Raw genomic sequence first — 26,626 nt, forward strand, 5'->3', positions numbered from 1 at the left:
GTGCGCTGCGAAACATCGTCTTGTCAAAGCCAGAAGAACATCAGTTCGAGCAATGCGTCCGTTGCCTGGCTGACGAGGCTGCCCGTTCCGACTGGTTTGGCTGTTACCAGCGGCACTTCGCGAACCACCCGGTCGCCCGCCAAAATCCTCAGCACGCCGACATCCTGGCCTTCCGTCACCGGAGCCCGCAATGGCCAGCGATAGACGATTCGCCCGGACAGGCGGTCGGGATTATTGGCCGGCAGGTAGATATCGACCGGCTCCCGGGCGACGAGGTCGACATGGCTCGACGTGCCGCCATAGACGCTCGCCTGGCCGATCACCTCGCCCTGTTTGAACAGGACCTTGGTCTCGAACGAGGACAAGCCCCATTCGAGCACCCTCCTCGCCTCCTCCAGCCGCTCCTTGTCGCTCGCAAGCCCGCCCATGGCGAGGAAGAGCCGCGTGCCGTTGCGTGCCACCGACGCCACCAGCGCGTATCCCGAACCTTCGGCAAAGCCGGCGCCGAGGCCGTCAACGCCGATATTGAGCGAAAAGAGCGGGTTCTTGTTGCGCTGGAAGATCTTGTTCCAGGTAAAATCCGGCTGGGCGTAGATCGGATAGAATTCCGGATATTCCCGAAAAATATGGCGGGAGAGTTCGACAAGGTCGCGCGCGGTCGTGCGGCTCTCCGTGTCCGGCAGGCCGGTGGAGTTGCCGAAGACGGAGCGGCCGAGCCCGAGATCCTTGGCGCGCGCCGTCATCCGGGCCGCAAATTCGCGTTCGGAATGGGAAATGCCTTCCGCCAGCACGATGCAGGCATCGTTGCCATTCTGGACGACGACGCCTTTGACGAGGTCTTCGACACGAATCTGGGATTTCAGCGCCGCAAACATCGTCGTGGTGCCCGAGGGCGCCCCACCGGTGCGCCAGGCGAATTCGGTGACGGGGAAGATGGTGTCGCGGCTGATCTCGCCCCGTTTCAGCGCACTGAAAACCACTTCCATGGTCATCAGCTTGGCAAGCGAAGCCGGCGGAAAGCCCTGGTTTTCATTGGAGGCGAGCAGCACGGTGCCGGTCTTCGCCTCGACCATATAAACCTGCTTCGCCTTGGTCACGAATGCGGGCGGCGTCTCCTGCGCCTTGACGGCTCCCAAAGGCAACCCGGCTTGCAGGAATACCTGCAGCAGTGCCAGGCAAATTAGAATCAGCAGGCGCCGCATGATCACCCCACGAACCGTCCGACCTATGCGTAGCAGCGGCGATTGCACCCTGCAATCGCCCATCAACTAGCGCACGGGCTTTTGAGCGGCCTTGGGACCTTCCAGCACCATGTTACCGAACACGACCTGAGGTGTTTTCGCCTGGGGCGCGGATGAATAGGCGGATTCCAGGCTTCGCCCCTGCAAGGGCCGCGCCTGAGATTCGACTTGGTAGGAAGAAGCAACCTGCCGGGTCTGCGGGGGAACACCCCCGGCAACCGGCCGCTCCATCGGAAGCGGTCCGAGCTGCGGCAACATCGAGAAATTCTCGAAAGCCTCGAAGGCCTGAGGCGCGGAAGCCGCCGCCGGCGCGCTCGGGGTGCGGCCGGCAAGCGCGATCGGACGCGGCATGGCCGAGCCGTAGCTCTGAAGCTGGTCGCCCAGCGTCTGGTTCGACGCGACCATGACGCCGGTGGCGATCTGGCCCTCCGGCCGGATCGACGGCAGGCGATCACCCTTGCGGATATACGATGCCATCAGGAACGGCATGTCCTTGCCGTCCATGCGCGCGCGGCCGACATATTGCACGTTGACCTTGGCCGTGCCGATCCGCTTCATATCGAGCATCTCGGCCGTCTTGTCGGAAACGTCGATGATGCGGCCCGGATGATACGGGCCGCGGTCATTGACCCGCACGATGACCGAGGTGCCGTTGTCGAGGTTGGTCACGCGGGCATAACTCGGCAGCGGAAAGGTCGGATGCGCGGCCGACAGATGATCGCTGTCATAGACTTCGCCATTGGCGGTCAGGCGGCCGTGAAACGCCGAACCGTACCAGGAGGCAAGGCCGCTCCTGTTGTAATTCGGATCTTCCTTCGGAACGTAGGTCTGGCCTTTGACCTCGTAGGGCTGGCCGACCATGAAGCGCCCGCCGCCCTTCGGCACGGGCCGACCGTCGCCGACCACGCGCGGGCTGGCCTTAACGCCATATTCCTTTTCGGAAAAATATTCTTTGCTTCTGGGCTTACCAGACTTCGGTGCCTCGGTCGTGGCGCAGGATGCCATCCCCACGCAGACGATCGTTATCCCGAGCCATCTCGCACCCAGCGAAAGCTTGCCGCCACTCAAACCCAAACTCATCCGTCCCATGCCGCCTTCACTGCAACAGGCTGCGAGCGGTCCTCGCGACCGCACCGCCTTCCACAGCCATTGAACCGGTCCGGGACATACCCCTATGCCGACGGACACAATGGAAACGAACTTTTGCTAGCATCGCGGCAAAAATGCGAACGAAAACGGGGGAAAAGATAAAATTGTATTTGGTATAGTTAATCGTCCGTTAACAACGGTTGCTCCGAGCCAAGCTCAACTCGCGGAAAGCAAGGCGTTACACATTCAAGAACCCGGATCATCATGCCATCGTGTCTGGAAAGACAGGCGGCCGGAAAATACCGACTGCCCCTCTTCGTTACGCACCTCGACAGAGATCGAACCCTTCTCCCGCTCGGGGAATTCGTCGCGGGCGATGTCCGCCAATATCCGGCTCACCTCCCGGCTGATCTGCTCTCGGGTCGATATTTCCTGACCTTCATTGTCACGCACGGGCCCATCGCCATTGCTCAAATCGAAGAAATATCGCGCCATGCCTTGCTCGCTGCCTTGATTATTTATCGACCAAATTTCCTTTGCCGGCATTTGTTCCCGCGAAGTGTCGAGTTTCGAGGGATCTATATAGCCTCCTCATCCGTTCTTCTCCCGGATATTGAACCCGCAGAGGATACCCGTGATCGATTCCCTACTTCTCAACCTCGAGCAGCACGACATCATCACCGATGAGGAGCGCGACATCCTCAGGCGTATCGGGGGGCGCGAAAGGCGTTTTCTGGCGGGAGAAGATTTGGTGGTCGAGGGTTCGAGGCCCGGCTACAGCAGCTTGCTGGTGGATGGCTTCGCGGCCCGGTACAAACTCACCGCAGAAGGCACGCGGCAGATCACTGCGATCCACGTCGCCGGCGACTTCGTCGATCTACATGCCTTCCTGCTGAAAACCATGGATCACGGCGTTGTCGCGCTTTCTCCATGCCATGTCACCTTTAGTGACCATGCCGACCTGAAGCAGGTGACAGAACAGCATCCGCACCTCACCCGCATGCTGTGGCTCGATACGCTGATCCACGGCTCGATCCATCGCGCCTGGATCGTTGCAATGGGGCGGCGCTCCAAAGTTTCGCATCTCGCCCACATTCTTTGCGAACTCTATGTCAGGCTTGGAGTGGTCCGCCGCACCAACGGCTGGGCCTTTCACTTTCCGCTCTCGCAGGGCGAGATGGCCGACGTGCTGGGATTGTCGCTCGTCCACATGAACCGCGTCATCCAGACGCTCAGGCGAGAACGCCTGATCTCCTGGTCCAACCAGACGATCACCATCCTTGACTGGGAACGATTGAAGGAGGTGGCCGAGTTCGATCCGATGTACCTGAGCCTGTCGGTGGAGCCACGGTGAGAGGGGGAATAAATATCACCGTGGGGTCAGGATACGCCGCGCTCGCGCGTTGATTCGAAGGCCTCGCAGCAGAGAAGATAGCGCGAGAACTGGTCGGTGATCGTCAGGGGGTAACAGTATCTGCCGTCACCTAGCCTGAACTCGCCCTTGAAATCGCCACACCAGAGATCGTTCGGACCAGGCGCTGCCGACAGTTGCGTGCCAACGGCCTTGTTCGCGCGGTTCCTCTTGCGGGCCTGGCTCACAAGGCCGTAACGGTCCAGAACCGCATGCACCGTGCTCCTGGCCGGAATGTGGATGTCGCCGGCCAGCCGTCGCACCAGCAACTCGCGAATCTTGCGCGCGCCCCAGTGCGGCTTCTCCTTCTTGCACCGCACGATCATCGCTTCCACCGGCTCGGGCAGCTGGTTGGCGTAGCGCACAGGCCGTCGCGACCGATCCGTCAGCGCCTCGAGCCCTTCATCCTTGTAGCGATTGAAAATCTTGTAGCCGGTCTTGCGCGAAATACCGAACGACCGGCACACATCGCTCATGCTCTCGCCCTCCAGCAAACGGGCGACAAATCGAAGACGCTCATCCATGACCGAAGTCTCTCTCCACGGCATCCACACCTCCCGATAAAAATCGAAAAGTGTAACCCATGTCTCCGGTACGAAATGGCACCTATCTCTCAGGCCGGGCAGGGAGGGCTGGCGGAAGAGGTGGGATTCGAACCCACGGTACGGTTTCCCGCACGCCGGTTTTCAAGACCGGTTCCTTAAACCACTCGGACACTCTTCCCTGTGCGCTTGAAAAGGCTGAAAAATCCACTTTCTGTTGATTCTCCAAAACGGCAGTTGCCACCGATTTGCTACCCAATCACTCGTTGGCTGGCTTTTTAGCAGCTTTGATCCCAGCGTCAACTTGCTCGGCCGCATTCGCCTGCGTGCCCGGCGTCATATCGGGATGAAGGTCCAACGTAGTCCTAATTGCCGAGTGAACCTTACCTTTCAATATCCGCAGCGCGAAACCGGAAGGTCTCTGTCGCCTCCTCTTGCTCCTTGGGCATCCGATAGGTTTCTGAGTAAAGATACAACAGAGAGTTGACTTCCGTATGAGTGGCTTGCAAGCATTACCCCGAAGTAAAGGGGGGAAGCTATGCGTGCATTTTGGGTTGCTTTGGGCCTCGTTGCGGTCTCGGCCGGTGTGGTAGACGCAGGCTTTCAGGCTTGGACTGTCGATTCAGAGGATGATCCCTTTTCCAAAGGCACCCGCGTGACGGTAGACTTTATGTCGTCACTTCGCTCTGGGGTATTGTTCATCTGCGATAGCGCAGAATCCGGCTTGTTGATCCGAGCTATTCCAGGATTTGCTCACGAACCAATCCTCAAGGGTATTGTCCCAAAGATCGAAATCGCGATAGACGGCAAACTGTTATTTGGTCAGGATGGGGAAACTGGTGCAGTCGGCGACAATCTGGCCGTTTCTCAGACGATGCTTTCGCCAGACAACGCAAAATCCTTTGCCACGACATTCTCCGCGGCCACCAAACAGATCGCAATCAAGGACGGCATTTCAGATCGACCGCACCTGCTGACTGCCCGCGGCTCGACCAAAGCAGGAAAAGCTCTCGTCGCGTGCATGGAACGTCAAAAGCCATAGGAGCGACATCCGCGCTTCCATAGACGCAATCACGCTCCCAGCGTCGACCTCGCCTGCCCCGTCAGCCCTCGGCAAAGCTCTTCAGCGTCTCGCCGGAAAGCCTATAGCGTATCCACTCGTTCATCGGCTCGGCGCCGATCGCCTCATAGACCCGGATTGCCGGTTCGTTCCAGTCGAGCACGCTCCATTCGAACCGGCCGCAACCGTTCTCGACGGCGATCTGCGCCAGCCGTTTCAGCATCGCCTTGCCGGCGCCGAGCCCGCGTGCCGCCGGCGTCACATAGAGGTCTTCGAGATAAAGCCCGTTTCTCGCCTGCCAGGTCGAATAACTGAAGAACCAAATCGCCATGCCGACAGGTACGCCGTCCTGCTCGCAGACCAGCGCCCTGGTCACGGACGCCTCGCCGAAAATGGAGCTTTCGATCGTCTCCACCGTGGCCGCGACCTCGTGCTCGGCCTTTTCGTAGATCGCCAGTTCGCGGATGAAACCGAGCAGCGCCGCCGCATCCCCGCGGACGGCCTCACGTATGGTCAATGCCATCGAAAAACCCTGTGAATTGAATGGGCTGAAGCTATGTCTTGAAGCGGACTTCGGTGTCAAGAGACGGGTTAGGATGCTCACTCGGCCGCCGTCTTGATCTCGATCACCTCGACCTCGTAGGAATAACCGTCCAGCATGCCGTAGGCCTGCTCGATGTTGCCGATCTCGGTCTCGGCCTTGCCGATCGCGTCGTTGATCGCTTCACACCGGGATTTCAGCATGCGGCCCAGAACGTCCGTCTCGGGCTTGCGGCCGATACGGTCGATGTGGTTGCGGATGCGGGCGCGGTGGCGCTCCATCTCCAGGATATGGAAGCGGGCATTGACGATCTTGTCGGTCAGCTTGCGACGCATGGCGGCGACCGGATCGAAACTTCCCGGCTCGCGCTCGTCGAGAATGATCTCGTTGACCAGCGTTTCGAGAATTACCAGCCCCTGCAGGTCCTTTGTGTCGGCGAGTTCGGGGTCGTAGCCCGTATCGTCATAGACTTTTCTGCGTACCGGATCGGAGAGCAGTTCATAGGATACGGTCAGCTTTCCGAATGTATCGACGTCGCCGCCGGCATCCGGATGAACCGTTTTCGCGCGTTTGCGATAGGCCGACTTGATGGCTACGCCATCCGCCTCGCGCGAAACACCAAGCATCTCATAAGGGTCGATCACAGTGTCACCTGTTTTCGGCAAATCCGGTTTCATTGTCTAACGGCTAAGGTCAGCGGTCTCAACCCCTCACCGACTCTTGTGGCCAATTATGGGCAGCCTTCACCCTTGCAGGATTTTCCCACAGGGCAGTCAAGCCGGCCGTGGTCGCCGGCGCGGCCAAGACAGACGGCGGCCCTCGGCGACGGGCGCCATCAGGAAGCTCAGCAGCACGCAGGGCAAAAGCACGAGGAAGGTCGCGACAAGACTGACATGTTCGGCGATGAAGCCGAGCAGCGGCGGCACGCCGATCGTCGACAGCATCAGCGTCAGCGACAGCGCCGCAAGATTTTCCGAGGGCTTGCCCTTGCCGAGCGCGATCGTCGTCGAGACCGCGAGCGGAAAGGCAAGCGCCACCCCGCAGCCGATCAGGAAAAGTGCGACGCCCGCAAGCATCAGATCCGGCGTCGCCACCAGAAGCGTCACCCCGGCGGCGACCGAAACGGCCGAGGCCCTGACCAGCACCCTTGGACCAAAACTGTCGCGCAGCATGTCGCCCGACAGCCGCGTCAAGCCCATGCCGATGGTGAAGGTGGCATAGAGCATGCCGGCGATTGCCGGATCGGCCTTCAACTGTTCGCGCAGGAAAAAGATGCCCCAATCGTAGATCGCACCCTCGACGATGCAGAGGCCGAAAACCATCACGCAGATCAGCAGGATCGTCCGGTCGGGAAGCACGTAGGCCGAACCCTTGCGGTCGGGCGGCGTCTCCGGTGCCGGGTCCTTCGGTGTAACCCAGAAGACAAATAAGCAGGCGGCAATGACGAAACCGGCGGCCATGGTCTGTTGCACGAAAGGCGTCACCGCCTTTTCGGCAAGGAATCCGGAACACAAGGATCCGACCAGCAGGCCGACCGACCAGAAACCATGGCTGCGCGACAACACCTTCCGGCCGGTGCGCTGTTCGATGCCGGCGGAGATCATGTTGGCGGCGACATCGAAAATCGTGCGGAAGAAACCGAAGAGAAAGAAGCAGATCACAAATCCCACGACCGGAAGGACGGTCAGTGCCGGGGTGAGCATGGCGCAGATCGGCAGAGTGACGAGTGCCGTCAGCCGCGGCGTAAAGCGGTCGTTGATGCGTCCGGCAAGCGGTAGCGCCAGAAAAGTGCCGACAGGGGCACTCAGCAGCGCCAGACCGAGAGCGGCCTTGTCGATCCCCAGCGACGCCTGGATAGCCGGCAACCGCGTGAACAGCGAAATGAACAGGATGGCGTTGCTGAAATAAAGCAGGGCCGGCGGTAAAAGGTTTTTCATCGAAATTGCAAGTCCGGGCGAATCAAAATTCCCGTCGCATTCCTGACAGCGTCGGCCGATAGCGACAAGCCGCGATAACGGGACCCTGCCCTGCGCCACCGGTGGACGGAATATCACGAAAATGTGCGGATAAAGGCGCCGGCTGCTTCAACGCGTCATCATTCTGTAATCATTCAGATTCGGTTGCCTTCAAGAAAGGCGTTGCGCAAAAAACTCGCAGGCGTCATCTTCTCCTTGCGCCTGAAGGCGCTAGCCTTGTGGTACCGCCCTTGGAGAAAGCCCGATGCTGGTTCGATATCTTGCAGTCGTTCTCTGTTTCGCTCTCTGTTCCTTTACCTCCGTCAAGGCCGAGGATCCGGTCGCCAACGCCCAGGCGGTGATTTCCGGCCAGATCGCCGCGCTCATGGAAGATGACGCGGAAAAGGCCTATTCCTTCGCCTCGCCCGGGATCCGCAGCCTCTATCCCAACAAGGACCGGTTCCTGGATATGGTGCGGAAAACTTACGAGCCGGTCTATCACGCCGGCAACTATGCCTTCGGCCGCTCGAAGATGATCGGCGGCGGCGAAGTGGTGCTGCAGGAAGTGATGATCAGCGCCAGGGAAGGCAAGGACTGGACGGCGATCTACGAGATGCGGTTGATGGACGACGGATCCTACAAGGTCAACGGTGTGCGGATGATCCGCAACACCGCCAGCCAGGGTATCTGACAGCCTTTATAAGACGGGATCGATATCGCCCTTCGCCCACATTTCCTGGGTTTCGGCGTAGAAATCTGCGAACCGGCCCTCGGCGATCGCCTGGCGGATGCCCTTCATCAGGTCCTGATAGTAGTTCAGGTTGTTCCAGGACAACAGCATGCCACCGAGCGCTTCGTCGGCGCGCACGAGATGGTGCAGGTAGGCGCGGGAATAGTCTCGGGCAGCCGGGCAGTTCGATTCCTCGTCCAGCGGCCGCATGTCCTCCGCATGGCGGGCATTGCGGATATTGACCTTGCCGCGGCGGGTGAAGGCAAGCCCGTGGCGCCCGGAACGGGTCGGCATGACGCAGTCGAACATGTCGATGCCGCGCGCCACCGATTTCAGCATGTCGTCCGGCGTGCCGACGCCCATCAGGTAGCGCGGTTTTTCGAACGGCAGGACCGGAAGCGTCGTCTCCAGCATCTTCAGCATGACATCCTGCGGCTCGCCGACGGCAAGGCCGCCGACCGCATAACCCTTCAGGTCGAGCTGTTTCAGGCCTTCGGCGGAGCGGATGCGAAGCTCCGGCTGGTCGCCGCCCTGGACGATGCCGAACATCGCCTTGCCGGGCTGGTCGCCGAAGGCGACGCGGCAGCGCTCGGCCCAGCGCAGCGACAGTTCCATCGCCCGCTCGATCTCCTTCGGTTCGGCCGGCAGCGCCACGCATTCGTCGAGCTGCATCTGGATGTCGGAGCCGAGCAGGCCCTGGATCTCGATCGAGCGCTCCGGCGACATGTGGTGCAGGCTGCCGTCCACATGGCTCTTGAACGTGACCCCCTTCTCGTCAAGCTTGCGAAGACCCGACAAGGACATGACCTGGAAACCGCCGCTATCGGTCAGGATCGGATGTTTCCAGCGGATCAGTTCATGCAGGCCGCCAAGCCGCGCAACGCGCTCGGCACCCGGCCGCAGCATCAGGTGATAGGTATTGCCGAGGATGATATCGGCGCCGGTATCGCGCACCTGGTCGAGATACATGGCCTTGACGGTGCCGACCGTGCCGACCGGCATGAAGGCCGGGGTGCGGATCGTTCCGCGCGGCATGGTGATTTCGCCGAGCCGCGCGCCGCCATCGGTGGCCTTGAGATTGAACTGGAAAGTCTCGGTCATCGGTCGTCCCGGAAAAGCAGGCTGGAATCGCCATAGGAATAGAAGCGGTAGCCGGTTTTGATGGCGTGGGCATAGGCCGCCCGCATCGTCTCCAGGCCTGAGAAGGCCGAGACGAGCATGAACAGCGTCGATCTCGGCAGATGGAAATTGGTCATCAGCATGTCGACCGCCTTGAAGCGATAACCGGGCGTGATGAAGATGCCGGTCGCACCGCTCCAGGGTTTGATCGAGCCGTCATCGGCCGCGGCGCTTTCGATCAGCCTGAGCGACGTGGTGCCGACGCAGACGATACGGCCGCCGGCACGTCTGACCGCATTCAGCCGCGCGGCGGTCTCGGCGCTGACATGGCCGATCTCCTGATGCATCTTGTGCTCGGCGGTATCGTCCGCCTTGACCGGCAGGAAGGTGCCTGCGCCGACATGCAGCGTGACGAAATGGCGTTCGATGCCGGCGGCATCGAGGGCCGCGAACAGGTCCGGCGTGAAATGCAGCCCGGCGGTCGGCGCCGCGACGGCGCCCTCCTCGCGGGCATAAATGGTCTGGTAGTCCTTTTGATCCTGCGCATCTTCCGGGCGCTTGGCAGCGATATAGGGTGGCAGCGGAATGTACCCGACCGCCATGATCGCTTCGTCGAGCGCCGGGCCGGAAAGATCGAAGCGCAGCGTGACTTCGCCGCCCTCGCCCTTGTCTTCGACCGTTGCCGCAAGCGAACCGATCAGGCAGGCATTGCCACTGTCGCCGAATTCGATGCGATCGCCGACCTTGATACGTTTCCCGGGCTTGGCGAAGGCCTTCCAGCGATCCGGGGCGACGCGCATGTGCAGCGTCGCGGAAACCTGTTGTCCGCCCGCCCCTTCCCGGTGACGGACGCCCTCGAGCTGTGCAGGAATGACCTTGGTGTCATTGAAGACCAGCGCATCACCCGGCCTCAGAAAGCCCGGCAGATCGCAGACGCGGTGATCGGCAAGCACCGGCACGCTTCCCGGCCTGACGACGAGCAGCCGGGCGCTGTCACGCGGGCTTGCGGGCCTCAGCGCAATGTTTTCTTCCGGCAGATCGAAGTCGAAGAGATCGACGCGCATGGATTTTCCAGAAATAAGAAACCCGCCCCGCCGACAGACGGAGCGGGCCATTCGTTTAAGTGAGATCAGACGTCGGCGGCGACGCGGACGGAAACGATCGAGTCCGGATCCTTGACCGGCTCGCCCTTCTTGATCTGGTCGATGAAGTCCATGCCTTCGATGACCTGGCCCCAGACGGTGTACTGCTTGTTCAGCCACGGCGCGTCGGTGAAGCAGATGAAGAACTGCGAATTGGCCGAGTTCGGGCTCTGCGAACGGGCCATGGAGCAGGTGCCGCGCACATGCGGAAGGGCGGAGAATTCAGCCTTCAGGTCCGGCTTCTCGGAACCGCCCATGCCGGCACGGGCCGGGTTGAAGCTCTCGGAACCCTGCTTGCCGAACTTCACGTCACCCGTCTGGGCCATGAAATCGGGAATGACGCGGTGGAAAACGACGCCGTCATAGGCGTTTTCGCGGGCGAGTTCCTTGATGCGGGCGACATGGCCCGGCGCCAAGTCCGGCAGCAGCGAGATGACGACCTTGCCCTTGGTGGTTTCCATGATGAGGGTGTTTTCCGGATCCTTGATCTCGGCCATAGGCTTTCTCCTTGGTACGGCGCCCGATTGTCGTCCGCGACGGGGCGCCCTTCGTTTAGTTCTTAGCCCTCTTGGGGGCGCTTACTTCTTGCCGACGGTGACCTTGATCATCTTATCGGGGTCTGTGACCTCGCCATTGCCGCCTTGGCCGCGCTTGATCTTGTCGACGAATTCCATGCCCGACACGACCTTGCCGACCGCGGTGTACTGGCCGTCCAGGCTCGGATATTTGGTGAACATGATGAAGAATTGCGAGTTTGCGGAATTCGGATCCTGCGACCGCGCCATGCCGACGATACCGCGCTCGAACGGTACTTTCGAGAATTCGGCCGGAATATCGGGCATTTCCGAGCCGCCCATGCCCGCGCGAGCCGGGTTGAAGCTCTTGCCGCCCTGCTTGCCGAACTGGACGTCGCCGGTCTGGGCCATGAAGCCATTGATGACGCGATGGAAGACGACATTGTCGTATTCGCCCTTGGCGGCGAGCGCCTTGATCTGGGCCACGTGTTTCGGCGCGACTTCCGGCATCAGCTGGATCACCACCGGGCCATCCTTCAGCTGAATGGTCAGGATATCATCGGGCGCGGCGAGAGCCGGCAGGATCATAGACGCGAGGGCGAAAGCGCCGGCAGCGGCAAGACGAAGCAGTTTCATGGAAAGAACTCCGGGGTTCGGAAACGATCAGCGTTTCAGCTTGTTGTTCAGGGCCTTGAGGACCGCAGCAGGCACGAAGGCACTGACGTCGCCGCCCATTGCCGCGATCTGCCGGACCAATGTGGCCGTAATGGGCCGCGACGCGGTGCCCGCCGGCAGGAAAACGGTCTGGATGTCCGGCGCCATCTGTCGGTTCATTCCGGCCATCTGCATTTCATAGTCGAGATCGGTGCCATCGCGCAGACCGCGGATCAACAGGCCGGCGCCATTGGTGCGGGCAGCATCGACCACCAGCTTGTCGAAGGAAACGACGGAGACGTGCCCGGCTCTGCCCGGCAGCGCCTCGGTGAGCGACTCGCTGATGAGCTGCGCCCGCTCCTCGAAGGTGAACATCGGCACCTTGCCCGGATGAATGCCGATCGCGACGATCACCTTGTCCGCCACATTGAGCGCCTGGACGAGAACATCCAGGTGGCCATGGGTCATCGGATCGAAAGAACCGGGATAGAAAGCAGTGGTCATGCCGAGGTCCGGGCCTGTTTAAGCAAAATTTTGACGCCTTTTGTCATGGAAGCCGCCCAACCGCAAGCTTCTCCCCAATTCTGAACGAAAGATGAATGGCCCGTTCAAGGGCGTTTCAGCGGCGCTGTGGTCTGATGACGATCGTGGCGGGCGCAAGACCCGTCCTGATCTCGGGAGAAACGACCAAAAATGCTGGCTTTGATGGTGTTGGGAGCCGTGGTTCTCGCTTTTGCACTGGAGGCCTTCATTGTCGCCTTCGGGCCGGAGGAAGCCTGAAAGACTTCGAATTCTGAACGCCAGATGAACAGAGCATTCAAGGAGGCTTCAGAGCGACAAGGTTAAGTATCCCTCAAAATGCGGTGGAACCTGTTTGCGCGATGCGCGTTCAGGCTAACAAGAAGGACAGATGGCGATGATCGCGAGAAGGAAAACGATCATGCTGGACAAGATCACCATGATCAACCTGGTCTGGACGGCCATGATTGCGGTGATGTTGACGGCAACGGTAACCCTTTATCAAGATAAATCCCAATTGGCAGATCTGAATTATCCGCAGGTAACGGGACGTTATAGCGATCTCTCTTACTACTGAGGCGGATACACGGACGAGAAAGGAATCCCATGTTCGTGACGTTGACAGTACTTGCAGGCTTGATCAGCATCATGTTCGTGGCTTCCGTGGCCTCAACCATTTCCGAGCTCCGGCGCGAACGCGCCGACATGAAGGATTTCAGGGATTTCGCGCGCCGCCACAGCGCATTCTGAGAATTTGCGAATTCGATGACTTAACGGTAGCGAACCGCGTTCACGCAGACTCCCGTCGCAAGCGGTTCAAACAAAAGCCGGAGGATTTTCATCCTCCGGCTTTTTATTTTGCCCGGTTTGTAATTGAGGTGCGGCTTATTCCGCCGCACCCTCATTCGTCGGTCCGGATTCCGGGGCCGGGGCTCCGAGATCGCCGGTCGCGCTGACGATTTCCTCGGGCAGATCATTGCCGTTCTCCTCGTCGCCTTCCGGCTCGCTGATGCGCTCGACCGAAACAACCTTCTCGTCCTTGGCCGTCGAGAAGATGGTGACGCCCTTCGTGGCGCGGCTGGCGATGCGGATACCGTTGACCGGAACCCGGATCAGCACCCCGCCGTCGGAGACCAGCATGATCTGGTCGTTGTCCTCGATCGGGAAGGCGGCGACCAGTTCGCCGATCTCCGCGGTCTTGGACGTGTCGGTGGCGCGGATGCCCTTGCCGCCGCGGCCCGAGGTGCGGAAATCGTAGGACGACGAGCGCTTTCCAAAACCCTTTTCGGAGACCGTCAGCACGAACTGCTCATGCTGCTTGAGATATTCGTAGCGATCGTCAGGAAGCTGTCCCTCTTCGGTGACTTCCTCGCCGACCAGCGCGATATCCTCCTCGTCGACGCCTGCGGCACGCCGTTCGGCCGCCGAGCGCTTGAGGTACGCCGCGCGTTCCCAGGGTTCAGCATCGACGTGGCCGACAATCGTCATCGAGATGATACGGTCGCCTTCGCCGAGCGAGATGCCGCGGACGCCGATCGAATTGCGGCCGGCAAAGACGCGCACATCGTCTACAGGGAAGCGGATGCACTGACCGAGCGCGGTCGTCAGAAGCACGTCGTCGCCCGGCTCATTGAGGTCGAGGTTCGGCCCCTTGCAGGTCTCGACGGAGAGGATTTCATCGCCCTCCTCCTCGAGCTTCATGGCGATCTTGCCGTTGCGGTTCACCTGCACGAAGTCCGACAGCTTGTTGCGGCGAACGGTGCCGCGGGTCGTCGAGAACATCACGTCCAGGTTCTCCCAGGTCGATTCGTCCTCGGGCAACGGCATGATCGTAGTGATGCGCTCGCCGGGCTCCAGCGGCAGCATGTTGATCAGCGCCTTGCCGCGGGACTGCGGCGTGCCGATCGGCAGGCGCCAGACCTTTTCCTTGTAGACGATGCCGCGCGAGGAGAAGAACAGCACCGGCGTGTGGGTATTGGCCACGAACAGGCGTGTGACAAAATCCTCGTCGCGTGTCGCCATGCCGGAGCGGCCCTTGCCGCCGCGACGCTGGGCGCGATAGGTGCCGAGCGTGACGCGCTTGATATAACCGAGATGCGACACGGTGACGACCATGTCCTCGCGGGCGATCAGATCCTCGTCGTCCATTTCGAGTCCGGCATCGAGGATCTGCGTGCGGCGCGGGGTGCCGAATTCGTCGCGCACGGCGGCGAGTTCGTCCTTGACGATCGTCTGGATGCGCAGGCGCGACGAGAGGATGTCGAGATAGTCGCTGATCTCGGCGCCGATCTTGTTCAGTTCATCGGCGATTTCGTCGCGGCCGAGTGCCGTCAGGCGGGCGAGACGCAGTTCGAGGATGGCGCGGGCCTGTTCCTCGGAGAGATTATAGGTGCCGTCCTCGTTGATCTTGTGGCGCGGATCGTCGATCAGGCGGATCAGCGCATCGACGTCCTGAGCCGGCCAACGACGGGTCATCAACTGCTCGCGAGCCGTCTGCGGATCGGGCGCGCGACGGATCAGGAGAATGATCTCGTCGATATTGGCGACCGCGATCGCCAGGCCCACCAGGACGTGGGCGCGTTCGCGAGCCTTGCGCAGCAGGTATTTCGTGCGCCGGCTAACCACTTCCTCACGGAAGGACACGAAGGCGCGCAGCATGTCGAGCAGCGCGAGCTGTTCCGGCTTGCCGCCGTTCAGCGCCACCATGTTGCAGCCGAAGGAGGTCTGCAGCGGCGTGTAGCGATAGAGCTGGTTGAGGATCACGTCCGCATTGGCATCGCGCTTCAGCTCGATGACGACGCGATAACCCTGGCGGTCGGATTCGTCGCGCAGGTCGGAAATGCCCTCGATGCGCTTTTCACGCACCAGTTCGCCGATCTTCTCGACCATCGTCGCCTTGTTCACCTGAAAGGGAACTTCAGTGATGATGATCTGCTCGCGATCGCCGCGCATCGGCTCGATCGCCGCAACGCCGCGCATGATGACCGAGCCGCGACCGGTCTCGTAGGCGGAACGGATGCCGGCTCGCCCGAGGATCAGGGCGCCTGTCGGAAAATCCGGACCGGGGATGATCTCCATCATTTCCGGCAGTTCGATCGCCGGATTGTCGATCAGGGCGATGCAGCCGTTGATCACTTCCGACAGATTGTGCGGCGGGATATTGGTCGCCATGCCGACGGCGATACCGCCTGCGCCGTTGACCAGAAGGTTCGGGAATTTCGCCGGCACCACGACAGGCTCGGACAGCGTGCCGTCATAGTTGTCGCGGAAATCGACGGTTTCCTTGTCGAGATCGTCGAGCAGGGCGTGTGCCGCTTTCTCGAGACGGCACTCGGTGTAACGTTCGGCCGCCGGCGGGTCGCCGTCGATCGAGCCGAAATTGCCCTGACCATCGATCAGCGGCAGGCGGAGCGACCAATCCTGCGCCATGCGCGCCAGCGCGTCATAGATCGCCGAGTTGCCGTGCGGATGGAATTTACCCATCACGTCCCCGGTCACGCGGGCGCATTTGACGTATTTCTTGTTCCAGTCGATGCCGAGTTCCGACATGCCGTACAGGATGCGCCGGTGAACCGGCTTCAGTCCGTCGCGGACGTCAGGAAGGGCGCGGCTGACGATGACGCTCATGGCGTAATCGAGGTAGGACCGCTGCATCTCTTCCATGATGGAAATGGGTTCGATGCCTGGAGGCAGCTTTCCGCCGCCGGGTGTGCTTTGCTCAGTCAAATCGGATCACGATCTCTGTTCGGAATCAGTTTCTTTTTTATAGCGGAAAGCGGTTCCGAGCGCCAATTTCCACAATGGTTTTGAACAGCTTTTGCGGCTTTAACACGGCTTTTGAACAAGGTCGAAAACATGCCGCGATGCAGACGGGGTGGGCTTTCTTTCGCTGCCGGCCTGTCCTAACAATCTTCGCATGCGACTGCAAGGATTGCAGCCTGACAGGGAGAGGATATGGCGACCCCCGATATGCTGGTCAATGCCCTGACCACGATGCTCGTGACACTCGACCCGCCCGGGCTGGCGCCCGTCTTCCTGGGCCTGACCGTCGGCATGACGGCCGTCCAGCGCCGCCAGGTCGCCTTCCGCGGATCGCTGATCGCCTTCGGCATTCTGGCTGTCTTCGCGCTGTTCGGTTCGAGCGTGCTCGGGCTGCTCGGCATCTCGATCGGCGCCTTCCGCATTGCCGGCGGCCTGCTGCTCTTCTGGATCTCTTTTGAAATGGTGTTCGAGAAACGCCAGGAGCGGAAGGAAAAGACGTCCCAGGCGGCGATCACCATCGACCATATCCACAATATAGCGGTGTTTCCGCTGGCACTGCCGCTGATTGCCGGACCGGGCGCGATCTCGGCGACAGTCCTGCTTTCCGGCACCCTGCCCGGCATACTGGACCGCGCGCTTTTCATCGGCGTCATCGCATTGATCATGCTGCTGGTCTATGCGACGCTTCTGGTCGCCGAACGGCTCGACCGTTTTCTCGGCGTCACCGGAAGGGCGATCCTCACCCGTCTGCTCGGCGTTATTCTCGCGGCGCTCTCCGTCCAGTTCGTCGTCGACGGCGTCCGCTCGGCCTTCAGCCTTTAGGCCGTCCATATTTGGGTAGGCCCCGCGCGACAGAACGGAATTTTCTGCTAGAACGCGATCCAAGCCCACCTCGATCGGAAGTCTCCATGATGCGCCGTCTGTTGCGCCGGCTCCTGCCGGAAGCCACTCCCGTCAGTCCCAAGGAAAGACTGCGTGCGGCATTTGGCGCACTTGCGGGAATTCTGGTGACGGGATTGCTGGGAAGCTTGGCCCTGAAGGCCGATGCAACGCTTCCGGCACTGGTCGCCCCGATGGGAGCGTCGGCGGTGCTGCTGTTTGCGGTGCCTTCCAGCCCGCTTGCCCAGCCCTGGTCGATCCTGGGCGGCAATATCGTCGCGGCCCTCGTCGGAGTGACCACCGCTCTTTTGATAGCCGACCCGTTCCTGGCCTCGGCGGCGGCAATCGCGGTCGCCATCGCCTCAATGATGACGCTGCGGTGCCTGCATCCCCCGAGCGGCGCGATCGCGCTGACCGCCGTGCTCGGCGGGCCGGCGATCCACGAACTCGGCTACGGCTTCGTCATCTGGCCCGTCATCGGCAATTCGCTGGTCCTGTTGCTGATCGCGCTGGTCTTCAACAATCTGACGGGGCGTCGTTACCCGCACGCGGCCAAGCCGCCGACGGCCGATCACGGCACGACCGATCCCGCCTCGATCCAGCGCATCGGATTTACCTCCGCCGACCTCGACCATGTCCTGAAAGAATACGACGAGTTCCTGGATATCGATCGCGACGACCTCGAAACGATCCTCAGGCGGACCGAATTGCGGTCATATCGTCGGCGCGCCGGCCACCTCGATTGCGCCAGCATCATGTCACGCGATGTGGTGGCGGTGGCTCCCGACAATTCGCTGAAGGAAGCGCACGATCTGATGCGCGTCCACCATTTCAAGGCCCTGCCCGTCACCAACGACAGGGCGGAAGTGGTGGGCATCGTCACCCAGACCGATTTCCTCGACAAGGCGAACTGGACGAGAGGCCGGCCAAAGATCGGATTTGCCCAGCGCCTGCGCCTCGTTCTGTCAGGCGCCAGCGCACCGAACGACACGGTCAAGGACATCATGACGACGCCGGTCAAAACCGTCGGCCCGGACACGCCGATCGCCGATGCCATCGTCATCTTTGCCGAAGAGGGGCTGCACTACCTGCCGGTCACCCGGGAAAACAACAAACTGGTCGGCATTCTGTCGCAATCGGACGTGCTGGTCGCGATGCTCGCCGACAAGGCGGCCGCCTGAGCGAAAATCCAGGCAGCTGCCGTTTCAGAAATCGATGCCGATCGACCGATCAGAACGGGATGTCGTCGTCGAGATCGCGCGAGAAATTGCCGCCTGCCGGCTGACCGCCGGAGGACTGGCCGCCACGGCTCGCACCGCCGGAAGGACGGCGCTCGTAATCGTCACCGCCGCCAAAATCATTGCCGCCGAAGTCATTGCCGCTGCGATTACCGCCGCCAAAACCACCACCTGCGCGGTCGCCGCCGCCTTCGCCGCGACCATCCAGCATGGTCAGCGTCGAATTGAAGCCCTGCAGCACGATTTCCGTCGAATAGCGATCGTTACCGGTCTGGTCCTGCCACTTGCGGGTCTGCAGAGCGCCTTCGATATAAAGCTTGGCGCCTTTCTTCACATACTGCTCGACAACCTTGCAGAGGCCTTCGTTGAAGACCACGACGGTGTGCCATTCGGTCTTCTCGCGGCGTTCGCCATTGTTGCGGTCGCGCCAGGTTTCGGACGTGGCGATGCGAAGGTTGGCGATCGGCCGGCCGTCCTGCGTCCGGCGGATTTCAGGATCAGCCCCCACATTCCCCACCAGGATTACCTTGTTCACACTACCAGCCATATTCGTCACCTCATCTGCCGCCCGGCCGGCGGCACCAAAATCAATCGCGGTACTTTAGCCCATCGGGCTCGGCCATTGGGTTTTTGCGATATTTAATCCACAGGCAAATTTGTTCTTTATTTGTTCTAGTTTATTCCTATAGTGCTGTCAACCGACTCAGGGAACGGCGCTGCATCGCGACAGTTTCGTCTCGACAGCCGCGGATCAATCACTACATAAGGGCTTCAATCCTCCCGAGAGCATACAGATGAGCGAACTGAAGAGCATTTCAATACGTGGTGCGCGCGAGCACAATTTGAAGGGCATCGATCTTGATCTGCCCCGCAATTCGCTGATCGTCATGACCGGCCTGTCGGGTTCGGGCAAGTCGTCGCTCGCCTTCGACACGATCTATGCGGAAGGCCAGCGGCGTTATGTCGAAAGCCTTTCGGCCTATGCGCGCCAGTTCCTGGAGATGATGCAGAAGCCGGATGTCGATCAGATCGACGGGCTCTCGCCGGCAATCTCGATCGAGCAGAAGACCACCTCGCGCAACCCGCGCTCGACGGTCGGCACGGTCACCGAGATCTACGACTACATGCGCCTGCTTTTTGCCCGCGTCGGCGTGCCCTATTCGCCGGCGACGGGCCTGCCGATCGAAAGCCAGACGGTCAGTCAGATGGTCGATCGAATCCTCGCTTTCGAGGAAGGCACGCGTCTTTATATCCTGGCGCCGATGATCCGCGGTCGTAAGGGCGAGTACAAGAAGGAACTCGCCGACCTGATGAAAAAGGGATTTCAGCGCGTCAAGGTCGACGGCCAGTTCTACGAGATCGCCGATGTTCCGGCGCTCGACAAGAAATACAAGCACGATATCGACGTGGTCGTCGACCGCCTCGTGGTGCGCCCCGACATTTCCGCACGCCTGGCCGACAGTCTCGAAACCTCGCTGAAGCTGGCCGATGGGCTGGCCATCGCCGAATTCGCCGACAAGCCGCTGCGGGCCGAGGATACCGCTGCCGGCGGATCCGCCAACAAGTCGCTCAACGAGACGCACGAGCGGGTGCTGTTTTCTGAGAAATTCGCCTGCCCGGTCTCCGGTTTTACCATTCCGGAAATCGAGCCGCGGCTGTTTTCGTTCAACAATCCCTTCGGTGCCTGCCCGACCTGCGACGGTCTCGGCTCGCAGCAGAAGGTGGATGAGGCGCTGATCGTGCCGGAACCCGCCCGGACGCTGCGCGACGGCGCGATCGCGCCCTGGGCGAAGTCCACCTCGCCTTATTATAACCAGACGCTCGAGGCGCTGGGCAAGGTTTTCGGCTTCAAGCTTTCCAGCCGCTGGAACGAACTGTCCGCCGAGGCCCAGAAGGCCATCCTCGAAGGCACCGAGGAGAAGATCGAGTTCCACTATGCCGACGGCGCCCGTTCCTACAAGACGGTCAAGAACTTCGAGGGCATCGTGCCGAACCTCGAACGCCGCTGGAAGGAAACCGATAGCGCCTGGGCGCGCGAAGAGATCGAACGCTACATGTCGGCGGCCCCCTGCCCCGCCTGCAACGGTTTTCGCCTGAAGCCGGAAGCCTTGGCGGTGAAGATCAACAAGCTGCATATCGGGCAGGTCACCGACATGTCGATCCGCCTCGCCCGCGACTGGTTCGAAATGCTGCCGCAGCAGCTGAGCGCCAAGCAGAACGAGATCGCGGTGCGCATTCTGAAGGAGATCCGCGAGCGCCTGCGGTTCCTGAACGATGTCGGCCTCGACTATCTCAGCCTGTCGCGTAATTCCGGGACCCTGTCCGGCGGCGAAAGCCAGCGCATCCGGCTCGCCTCGCAGATCGGCTCCGGCCTGACCGGCGTGCTCTACGTGCTCGACGAGCCATCGATCGGCCTGCATCAGCGCGACAATGCCCGCCTGCTCGATACGCTGAAACACCTGCGCGACATCGGCAATACGGTGATCGTCGTCGAACATGACGAGGATGCGATCCTGAGCGCCGACTACGTCGTCGATATCGGCCCTGCGGCCGGCATCCATGGCGGACAGGTGGTGGCCGAAGGCACGCCCAACGAGGTGATGGCCAATCCGAAATCGCTGACGGGTAAGTATCTGTCGGGCGAGCTCGGGGTGCCGGTGCCAATGGAACGCCGCAAGCCGAAGAAGGGCAAGGAAATCAAGGTTTTTGGCGCACGCGGCAACAATCTGAAAAATGTTACGGCCGCCATTCCGCTCGGTGTGTTCACCGCCGTCACGGGCGTGTCGGGCGGTGGTAAATCGACGTTTCTGATCGAGACGCTCTATAAATCCGCCGCGCGCCGCGTCATGGGCGCCCGCGAAATCCCGGCCGAGCACGACCGGATCGACGGTTTCGAGCATATCGACAAGGTCATCGATATCGACCAGTCGCCGATCGGCCGCACGCCGCGCTCCAACCCGGCGACCTATACCGGCGCCTTCACGCCGATCCGCGACTGGTTCGCCGGCCTGCCGGAGGCGAAGGCGCGCGGCTACCAGCCGGGCCGTTTCTCGTTCAACGTCAAGGGCGGCCGCTGCGAAGCCTGCCAGGGCGACGGCGTCATCAAGATCGAGATGCACTTCCTGCCGGACGTCTACGTCACCTGCGACGTCTGCCACGGCAAGCGCTACAATCGCGAGACGCTCGACGTGACGTTCAAGACCAAGTCGATCGCCGACGTGCTCGACATGACGGTCGAGGAAGGCGTCGAATTCTTTTCGGCCGTGCCGGCGGTTCGCGACAAGCTGCAATCGCTGTTCGATGTCGGCCTCGGCTATATCAAGGTCGGTCAGCAGGCCAATACGCTTTCGGGTGGCGAGGCGCAGCGCGTCAAGCTAGCCAAGGAACTGTCGAAACGTTCGACGGGGCGCACGCTTTACATCCTCGACGAACCGACGACCGGCCTGCATTTCCACGACGTCGCCAAACTGCTGGAAATGCTGCACGAACTGGTGAACCAGGGCAATTCCGTGGTGGTCATCGAGCACAATCTCGAGGTCATCAAGACGGCCGACTGGATCATCGACATCGGCCCGGAAGGCGGCACCGGCGGCGGCGAAGTGGTCGCGGCCGGCACGCCCGAGCAGATCGTCAAGGAAAAGCGGTCCTATACCGGCCACTTCCTGAAGGAACTGCTGGAGCGCCGGCCGGTCAAGAAGGTGGAAGCGGCGGAGTGAACCTCCGCACAAGGGAGGTAATTCATGACCAAAGCCGGCACTATCCGCACGGGCATCGGCGGCTGGACCTTCGAGCCGTGGGAAGGCACGTTCTATCCGGAAAAACTGGCGAAGAAGAGACAGCTCGAATATGCCGCGAGCAAGCTGAAGGTCATTGAGGTCAACGGCACCTATTACGGGTCGCAGAAGCCCGAGACCTTCGCCAAATGGGCTTCGGAAGTGCCGGACGGCTTCATCTTTTCGCTGAAGGCGAGCCGCTTCACCACCAACCGCAAGGTCCTGGCCGAGGCGGGAGAGTCGATCGAGAAATTCCTGACCCAGGGCCTGACCGAACTCGGCGATCATCTCGGGCCGCTGCTCTGGCAGTTCGCGCCGACCAAGAAGTTCGAAGCGGATGATTTCGAGGCCTTCCTGAAACTGCTGCCGAACAAGCTGGATGGGCTGAAGCTGACCCATGTGGTCGAGGTCCGCAACGACACATTCAAGGTACCGGAATTCATCGCGCTGCTGGCGAAATACAATATCGCGCCCGTCTGCGCCGACCATTTCGACTATCCGATGATCGCGGATGTGACGGCGGATTTCGTCTACGCGCGCCTGCAGAAGGGGTCGGACGACATCAAGACCTGTTATGCGGAAGCGGATATGAAAGCCTGGGCGAAAAGGCTGGAAACCTGGGCTGAGGGCGGCGTGCCAGACGACCTGCCGCTGATTGACGAGAAGCGTGACGTCAAGAAGGAGCCGCGCGACGTCTTCGCCTTCTTCATCCACGAGGGCAAGGTGAACGCGCCCTATGGCGCGATGGCGATGCGCGAACTCCTGGAAAGCCGCAGCTAGGGATCCAGCGACACGCCGGCATGGACGGCGAGGTCATCGGCCGTCATGCCCCTGCCCGCCCGCTTGCCGGCTTCGCCATGTAGGTAGACGCCCGCCGCGGCTGCCTCGAACGCGGGCATGCCTTGGGCGAGCAGCGCACCGATCATGCCGGCCAGAATGTCGCCGGAACCGGCGGTGGCCAGCCATGGCGGTCCGTTGGTATTGACATAGGCGCGTCCGTCGGGACCGGCGATCACCGTGTCTGCGCCCTTATAGACGATGACGGCATGGGCGCGGGTGGCGGCGCTCACCGCCTTTTCCGCCTTGCTCAGGTTGTCATCCGCAGCAATATCGGGAAACAGGCGGGCGAATTCTCCCTCGTGCGGCGTCAGCACCAGGTGCGGCTCTCCGCCGGCAAAGGCATCGAACAGTTCCGAAGGCTTTTCCTTGAAGGAGGTGATCCCGTCGGCGTCGAGCACCAGCGGCCGATCCTTCAGCGCAAGCGCGAATTGCCGTGCCTTTTTGCCGATGCCGAAGCCCGGTCCAAGCACGAAAGCGGCAAGTTTTGCCGTATCCAGCCAGTCTTTCAGATCTTTCAGCGTGTCGATCCGATGCAGCATGATAGCAGTCAGCGAGGCCGCGTTGACCGGCATGGCATCGCCTGGCGAACCGACCGTCACCAGCCCTGCCCCGGCTTTCAAGCCGGCGGTCGCCGAAAGCCGGGCCGCCCCGGTTTTGCCAGCCTCGCCGGAAAATACAGCCAGATGTCCGCGACGATATTTGTGGGTCTCGCTTCCCGGCTCGACCAGGAGACTGCGCCACAGTTCCGGTCGGTTTTCCCTTATCTCCCCCGCAACCTCGCCGATGATACGGGCCGGAATGCCGATGTCGAAAACCTGGATGTCACCGCAAAGAGACCTGCCCGGCAGCAGCACATGACCCGGCTTTCGGGTCATGAAGGTAACCGTATGGGCGGCCTTGAAGGCGGCGCCGAGCGGTACGCCGCGCCTTCCGCAGAGACCGGACGGCAGGTCGATGGCGACGACCGGTACCTGTGCCTCGGATACCCTGCGGATCACATCCGCGACAATGTCGGGCACGTTGCGAGTGAGGCCAGCGCCAAATAAGGCATCGACCACCACGTCACCGGTCGTCGGCAGGTACGCTTCCAGCGGCGTTGATGGCGGACGGCAGAGTTCGCGGGCATGTCTGGCATCACCCGTCAGTTTCCGCGGGTCGCCGAGATGATGGACAGCGACGACCGCTCCAGCTTCGGCAAGCGCGCGGGCCGCCACATATCCGTCACCGCCATTGTTCCCGGGGCCGCAGAGCACAACGAAACGCAAGGCTCCCGGATATTGCCGAAGTGCGGCCGCCGCAACCGCCTGCCCTGCCCGCTCCATCAGATCGAAGGACGGGATGCCGGATCGGGCAGAGGCGGCGTCGGCCGCCGCCATCTCGTCGGGCGTCAGAAGCAGTGAGACAATCGAAGCGTCCATAGGCGCAATTGAACGGAAAGATGATCAGAAAACAAGCGCCCTTTCCTCGCTCAAATAAGCATAATAATTAGGCAAATGCCTATTTTTATACCGTCACCTTCAATACATTCGACAACGCTTAACTACCGGAAAAACTACAAAAAACTCCAATTCTTGTGCCGCAATGCACAAATTTTGAGAGAAACGGTAGCTATTTTGTCGCTGAACACGCTGTTTTGTCGGGAATTCGTGCAAAACCGCATTATTTTTTTGAAAGTTTCGTCTGAGTTTGGCACGATACCTGCATTGGCATGGGCGAGCGGGTAACGGCCTGCTTCAAGAGAGAAGCGGAGATAGAGTTTCTCATGAAAAAGATCGAAGCGATCATCAAGCCTTTCAAGCTCGACGAAGTGAAGGAAGCCCTTCAGGAAGTCGGCCTGCAGGGAATCACAGTGACCGAAGCCAAGGGTTTCGGCCGCCAGAAGGGCCATACCGAGCTCTATCGCGGCGCAGAATACGTCGTCGATTTTCTGCCGAAGGTCAAAGTTGAGGTCGTCCTGGCGGACGAGAACGCGGATGCGGTCATCGAGGCCATCCGCAATGCGGCACAGACTGGACGGATTGGAGACGGCAAGATATTCGTTTCCAACGTGGAGGAAGTCATCCGCATCCGTACCGGTGAAACGGGCGTGGACGCCATCTAAACGCCCCCAATAAACGCCCTAAGGCCAAAGGCCGGGGTCTCATCGTCATCGTACATCGAGGAAGGTCATATGACGAGCGCAAGCGAAATCATGAAACAAATCAAGGAAAACGACGTCAAGTTCGTGGACCTGCGCTTTACCGACCCCAAGGGCAAGCTGCAGCATGTCACCATGGACGTCGTCTGCGTCGATGAGGACATGTTCGCCGACGGCGTCATGTTCGATGGCTCCTCGATCGGCGGCTGGAAGGCCATCAACGAGTCGGACATGGTGCTGATGCCCGACCCGGCGACGGTCCACATGGATCCGTTCTTCGCGCAGTCGACCATGGTCATCTTCTGCGACATTCTCGATCCGATTTCGGGCGAAGCCTATAACCGCGATCCGCGCGGCACGGCCAAGAAGGCCGAAGCCTATTTGAAGGCATCCGGCATCGGCGATACCGTCTTTGTCGGCCCGGAGCCGGAATTCTTCGTATTCGACGACGTCAAGTACAAAGCCGACCCCTACAATACGGGCTTCAAGCTCGACTCCTCCGAACTGCCGTCCAACGACGACACCGACTACGAGACCGGTAACCTCGGACACCGTCCGCGCGTCAAGGGCGGCTATTTCCCGGTTCCGCCGGTCGACAGCCTGCAGGACATGCGCTCCGAAATGCTGACCGTGCTCGCCGAAATGGGCGTGGTCGTCGAAAAGCATCACCATGAAGTCGCCTCCGCCCAGCACGAGCTCGGCGTCAAGTTCGACACGCTGGTGCGCAACGCCGACAAGATCCAGATCTACAAATACGTCGTGCACCAGGTCGCCAACGCCTATGGCAAGACCGCGACCTTCATGCCGAAGCCTATCTTCGGCGACAACGGTTCGGGCATGCACGTACACCAGTCGATCTGGAAGGACGGCAAGCCGACCTTCGCAGGCGACGAATATGCCGGCCTTTCCGAGAGCTGCCTCTTCTATATCGGCGGCATCATCAAGCATGCCAAGGCGATCAACGCCTTCACCAACCCGACGACGAACTCCTACAAGCGTCTCGTCCCGGGTTATGAAGCGCCGGTTCTGCTGGCCTATTCGGCCCGCAACCGTTCGGCTTCCTGCCGCATTCCCTTCGGCACCGGTCCGAAGTCGAAGCGCGTCGAAGTCCGCTTCCCGGATCCGCTGGCAAACCCCTATCTCGCCTTTGCCGCCATGCTGATGGCCGGCCTCGACGGCATCAAGAACAAGATCCATCCCGGCAAGGCCATGGACAAGGATCTCTACGACCTGCCGCCGAAGGAACTGAAGAAGATACCGACAGTCTGCGGGTCCCTGCGCGAAGCGCTCGAAAACCTCGACCGCGACCGCAAGTTCCTGACCGCCGGCGGCGTGTTCGACGACGACCAGATCGACGCCTATATCGAGCTCAAGATGGTGGAAGTCATGCGCTTCGAAATGACGCCGCATCCGGTCGAATTCGACATGTATTATTCGGCCTGATCCGATCAGCGCCTTTTGCCTTGGAGACGGCGGGCC

At 60.9% G+C, this 26,626-nt stretch carries 25 protein-coding genes, 1 tRNA gene and 1 pseudogene; 11 read left to right on the forward strand and 16 right to left on the reverse strand.

Annotated elements, in window-relative coordinates; translation table 11 throughout:
• Window positions 1-23: 23 nt before the first annotated feature.
• The 3 genes from ACSQ8R_RS09235 to ACSQ8R_RS09245 form a co-directional block, all read right to left on the reverse strand.
• Window positions 24-1,202 (reverse strand): D-alanyl-D-alanine carboxypeptidase family protein, encoded by a 1,179-nt coding sequence (locus tag ACSQ8R_RS09235; protein WP_436253067.1) that lies wholly within the window; start codon window positions 1,200-1,202, stop codon window positions 24-26.
• A gap of 66 nt (window positions 1,203-1,268) precedes the next feature.
• A complete protein-coding gene (locus ACSQ8R_RS09240) occupies window positions 1,269-2,321 on the reverse strand; it encodes a septal ring lytic transglycosylase RlpA family protein (RefSeq protein WP_436253068.1) in 1,053 nt (350 codons plus the stop codon).
• 255 nt (window positions 2,322-2,576) lie between these two features.
• Window positions 2,577-2,876 (reverse strand): DUF6894 family protein, encoded by a 300-nt coding sequence (locus ACSQ8R_RS09245; protein ID WP_436253069.1) that lies wholly within the window; start codon window positions 2,874-2,876, stop codon window positions 2,577-2,579.
• A gap of 88 nt (window positions 2,877-2,964) precedes the next feature.
• On the opposite strand from ACSQ8R_RS09245, the gene ACSQ8R_RS09250 reads away from it, so the two are divergent.
• Window positions 2,965-3,684: a Crp/Fnr family transcriptional regulator gene (locus tag ACSQ8R_RS09250; protein WP_436253070.1), complete on the forward strand. Its 720-nt coding sequence runs from the start codon at window positions 2,965-2,967 to the stop codon at window positions 3,682-3,684.
• A gap of 32 nt (window positions 3,685-3,716) precedes the next feature.
• Here ACSQ8R_RS09250 and ACSQ8R_RS09255 read toward each other — a convergent pair.
• Window positions 3,717-4,289 (reverse strand): annotated as a pseudogene (locus ACSQ8R_RS09255) (helix-turn-helix domain-containing protein); the annotation flags it as partial.
• 85 nt (window positions 4,290-4,374) lie between these two features.
• Window positions 4,375-4,464 (reverse strand) — tRNA-Ser (locus ACSQ8R_RS09260).
• Between the two features lie 357 nt (window positions 4,465-4,821).
• On the opposite strand from ACSQ8R_RS09260, the gene ACSQ8R_RS09265 reads away from it, so the two are divergent.
• Window positions 4,822-5,325 (forward strand): hypothetical protein, encoded by a 504-nt coding sequence (locus ACSQ8R_RS09265; protein WP_436253071.1) that lies wholly within the window; start codon window positions 4,822-4,824, stop codon window positions 5,323-5,325.
• Window positions 5,326-5,386: 61 nt separating this feature from the next.
• Here ACSQ8R_RS09265 and ACSQ8R_RS09270 read toward each other — a convergent pair whose 3' ends face one another.
• The 3 genes from ACSQ8R_RS09270 to ACSQ8R_RS09280 form a co-directional block, all read right to left on the reverse strand.
• Window positions 5,387-5,866 (reverse strand): N-acetyltransferase family protein, encoded by a 480-nt coding sequence (locus ACSQ8R_RS09270; RefSeq protein ID WP_436253072.1) that lies wholly within the window; start codon window positions 5,864-5,866, stop codon window positions 5,387-5,389.
• Window positions 5,867-5,943: 77 nt separating this feature from the next.
• The gene (locus ACSQ8R_RS09275; RefSeq protein WP_436253073.1) at window positions 5,944-6,528 is read right to left on the reverse strand and encodes a J domain-containing protein; all 585 of its coding nucleotides are present in this window, start codon (window positions 6,526-6,528) and stop codon (window positions 5,944-5,946) included.
• A gap of 129 nt (window positions 6,529-6,657) precedes the next feature.
• Entirely contained in the window at window positions 6,658-7,821 is a 1,164-nt protein-coding gene (locus ACSQ8R_RS09280) for an MFS transporter (protein WP_436253074.1), read from the reverse strand.
• Window positions 7,822-8,104: 283 nt separating this feature from the next.
• Here ACSQ8R_RS09280 and ACSQ8R_RS09285 point away from each other — a divergent pair, with 283 nt between their 5' ends.
• Window positions 8,105-8,530 carry a DUF4864 domain-containing protein gene (locus ACSQ8R_RS09285; RefSeq protein WP_436253075.1) on the forward strand — a complete coding sequence of 142 codons (426 nt, stop codon included), beginning with the start codon at window positions 8,105-8,107 and terminating at the stop codon, window positions 8,528-8,530.
• Between the two features lie 6 nt (window positions 8,531-8,536).
• On the opposite strand, the gene tgt is transcribed toward ACSQ8R_RS09285, so the two are convergent.
• From tgt to coaD, 5 genes are all read right to left on the reverse strand, one after another.
• A complete protein-coding gene (gene tgt / locus ACSQ8R_RS09290) occupies window positions 8,537-9,670 on the reverse strand; it encodes a tRNA guanosine(34) transglycosylase Tgt (protein ID WP_436253076.1) in 1,134 nt (377 codons plus the stop codon).
• On the reverse strand, window positions 9,667-10,752 hold the full coding sequence (queA, locus tag ACSQ8R_RS09295; protein ID WP_436253077.1) for a tRNA preQ1(34) S-adenosylmethionine ribosyltransferase-isomerase QueA: 1,086 nt from the start codon (window positions 10,750-10,752) through the stop codon (window positions 9,667-9,669). Before queA ends, tgt begins: the two co-directional genes overlap by 4 nt.
• 65 nt (window positions 10,753-10,817) lie before the next feature.
• Window positions 10,818-11,327 carry a peptidylprolyl isomerase gene (locus tag ACSQ8R_RS09300; RefSeq protein WP_436253078.1) on the reverse strand — a complete coding sequence of 170 codons (510 nt, stop codon included), beginning with the start codon at window positions 11,325-11,327 and terminating at the stop codon, window positions 10,818-10,820.
• Between the two features lie 81 nt (window positions 11,328-11,408).
• The gene (locus ACSQ8R_RS09305; protein ID WP_436253079.1) at window positions 11,409-11,981 is read right to left on the reverse strand and encodes a peptidylprolyl isomerase; all 573 of its coding nucleotides are present in this window, start codon (window positions 11,979-11,981) and stop codon (window positions 11,409-11,411) included.
• A 27-nt stretch (window positions 11,982-12,008) separates the two neighbouring features.
• Window positions 12,009-12,503: a pantetheine-phosphate adenylyltransferase gene (coaD, locus tag ACSQ8R_RS09310; RefSeq protein ID WP_436253080.1), complete on the reverse strand. Its 495-nt coding sequence runs from the start codon at window positions 12,501-12,503 to the stop codon at window positions 12,009-12,011.
• A 436-nt stretch (window positions 12,504-12,939) separates the two neighbouring features.
• Here coaD and ACSQ8R_RS09315 point away from each other — a divergent pair, with 436 nt between their 5' ends.
• Complete coding sequence (locus ACSQ8R_RS09315) at window positions 12,940-13,095, forward strand: hypothetical protein (RefSeq protein WP_155414821.1); 156 nt, start codon at window positions 12,940-12,942, stop codon at window positions 13,093-13,095.
• 35 nt (window positions 13,096-13,130) lie between these two features.
• The gene (locus ACSQ8R_RS09320) at window positions 13,131-13,268 is read left to right on the forward strand and encodes a hypothetical protein (RefSeq protein ID WP_210010112.1); all 138 of its coding nucleotides are present in this window, start codon (window positions 13,131-13,133) and stop codon (window positions 13,266-13,268) included.
• A gap of 135 nt (window positions 13,269-13,403) precedes the next feature.
• On the opposite strand, the gene gyrA is transcribed toward ACSQ8R_RS09320, so the two are convergent.
• Window positions 13,404-16,244, reverse strand: a complete 2,841-nt coding sequence (gene gyrA / locus ACSQ8R_RS09325) for a DNA gyrase subunit A (protein WP_436253081.1) — start codon at window positions 16,242-16,244, stop codon at window positions 13,404-13,406.
• 228 nt (window positions 16,245-16,472) lie between these two features.
• Here gyrA and ACSQ8R_RS09330 point away from each other — a divergent pair, with 228 nt between their 5' ends.
• Window positions 16,473-17,102, forward strand: a complete 630-nt coding sequence (locus tag ACSQ8R_RS09330; protein WP_436253082.1) for a MarC family protein — start codon at window positions 16,473-16,475, stop codon at window positions 17,100-17,102.
• Window positions 17,103-17,191: 89 nt separating this feature from the next.
• Window positions 17,192-18,340 (forward strand): HPP family protein, encoded by a 1,149-nt coding sequence (locus ACSQ8R_RS09335; RefSeq protein WP_436255426.1) that lies wholly within the window; start codon window positions 17,192-17,194, stop codon window positions 18,338-18,340.
• Between the two features lie 49 nt (window positions 18,341-18,389).
• Here the strand turns inward: ACSQ8R_RS09335 and ACSQ8R_RS09340 are convergent, their stop codons facing one another.
• A complete protein-coding gene (locus ACSQ8R_RS09340) occupies window positions 18,390-18,944 on the reverse strand; it encodes a single-stranded DNA-binding protein (protein ID WP_436253083.1) in 555 nt (184 codons plus the stop codon).
• Between the two features lie 247 nt (window positions 18,945-19,191).
• Here ACSQ8R_RS09340 and uvrA point away from each other — a divergent pair, with 247 nt between their 5' ends.
• Together uvrA and ACSQ8R_RS09350 are read left to right on the forward strand one after the other, a co-directional pair.
• Entirely contained in the window at window positions 19,192-22,113 is a 2,922-nt protein-coding gene (gene uvrA / locus ACSQ8R_RS09345; RefSeq protein ID WP_436253084.1) for an excinuclease ABC subunit UvrA, read from the forward strand.
• A 24-nt stretch (window positions 22,114-22,137) separates the two neighbouring features.
• Window positions 22,138-22,950, forward strand: a complete 813-nt coding sequence (locus ACSQ8R_RS09350) for a DUF72 domain-containing protein (protein ID WP_436253085.1) — start codon at window positions 22,138-22,140, stop codon at window positions 22,948-22,950.
• Here ACSQ8R_RS09350 and ACSQ8R_RS09355 read toward each other — a convergent pair.
• The gene (locus ACSQ8R_RS09355; protein ID WP_436253086.1) at window positions 22,947-24,428 is read right to left on the reverse strand and encodes an NAD(P)H-hydrate dehydratase; all 1,482 of its coding nucleotides are present in this window, start codon (window positions 24,426-24,428) and stop codon (window positions 22,947-22,949) included. The two genes, ACSQ8R_RS09350 and ACSQ8R_RS09355, sit on opposite strands and share 4 nt — an antisense overlap.
• A gap of 344 nt (window positions 24,429-24,772) precedes the next feature.
• Here ACSQ8R_RS09355 and ACSQ8R_RS09360 point away from each other — a divergent pair, with 344 nt between their 5' ends.
• Window positions 24,773-25,111: a P-II family nitrogen regulator gene (locus tag ACSQ8R_RS09360; protein ID WP_007753933.1), complete on the forward strand. Its 339-nt coding sequence runs from the start codon at window positions 24,773-24,775 to the stop codon at window positions 25,109-25,111.
• 69 nt (window positions 25,112-25,180) lie between these two features.
• The gene (gene glnA / locus ACSQ8R_RS09365; protein ID WP_037087011.1) at window positions 25,181-26,590 is read left to right on the forward strand and encodes a type I glutamate--ammonia ligase; all 1,410 of its coding nucleotides are present in this window, start codon (window positions 25,181-25,183) and stop codon (window positions 26,588-26,590) included.
• The last annotated feature ends 36 nt before the right edge of the window (window positions 26,591-26,626 follow it).

This window comes from Neorhizobium sp. LjRoot104 (assembly GCF_964253725.1).
Lineage (GTDB): Bacteria > Pseudomonadota > Alphaproteobacteria > Rhizobiales > Rhizobiaceae > Neorhizobium.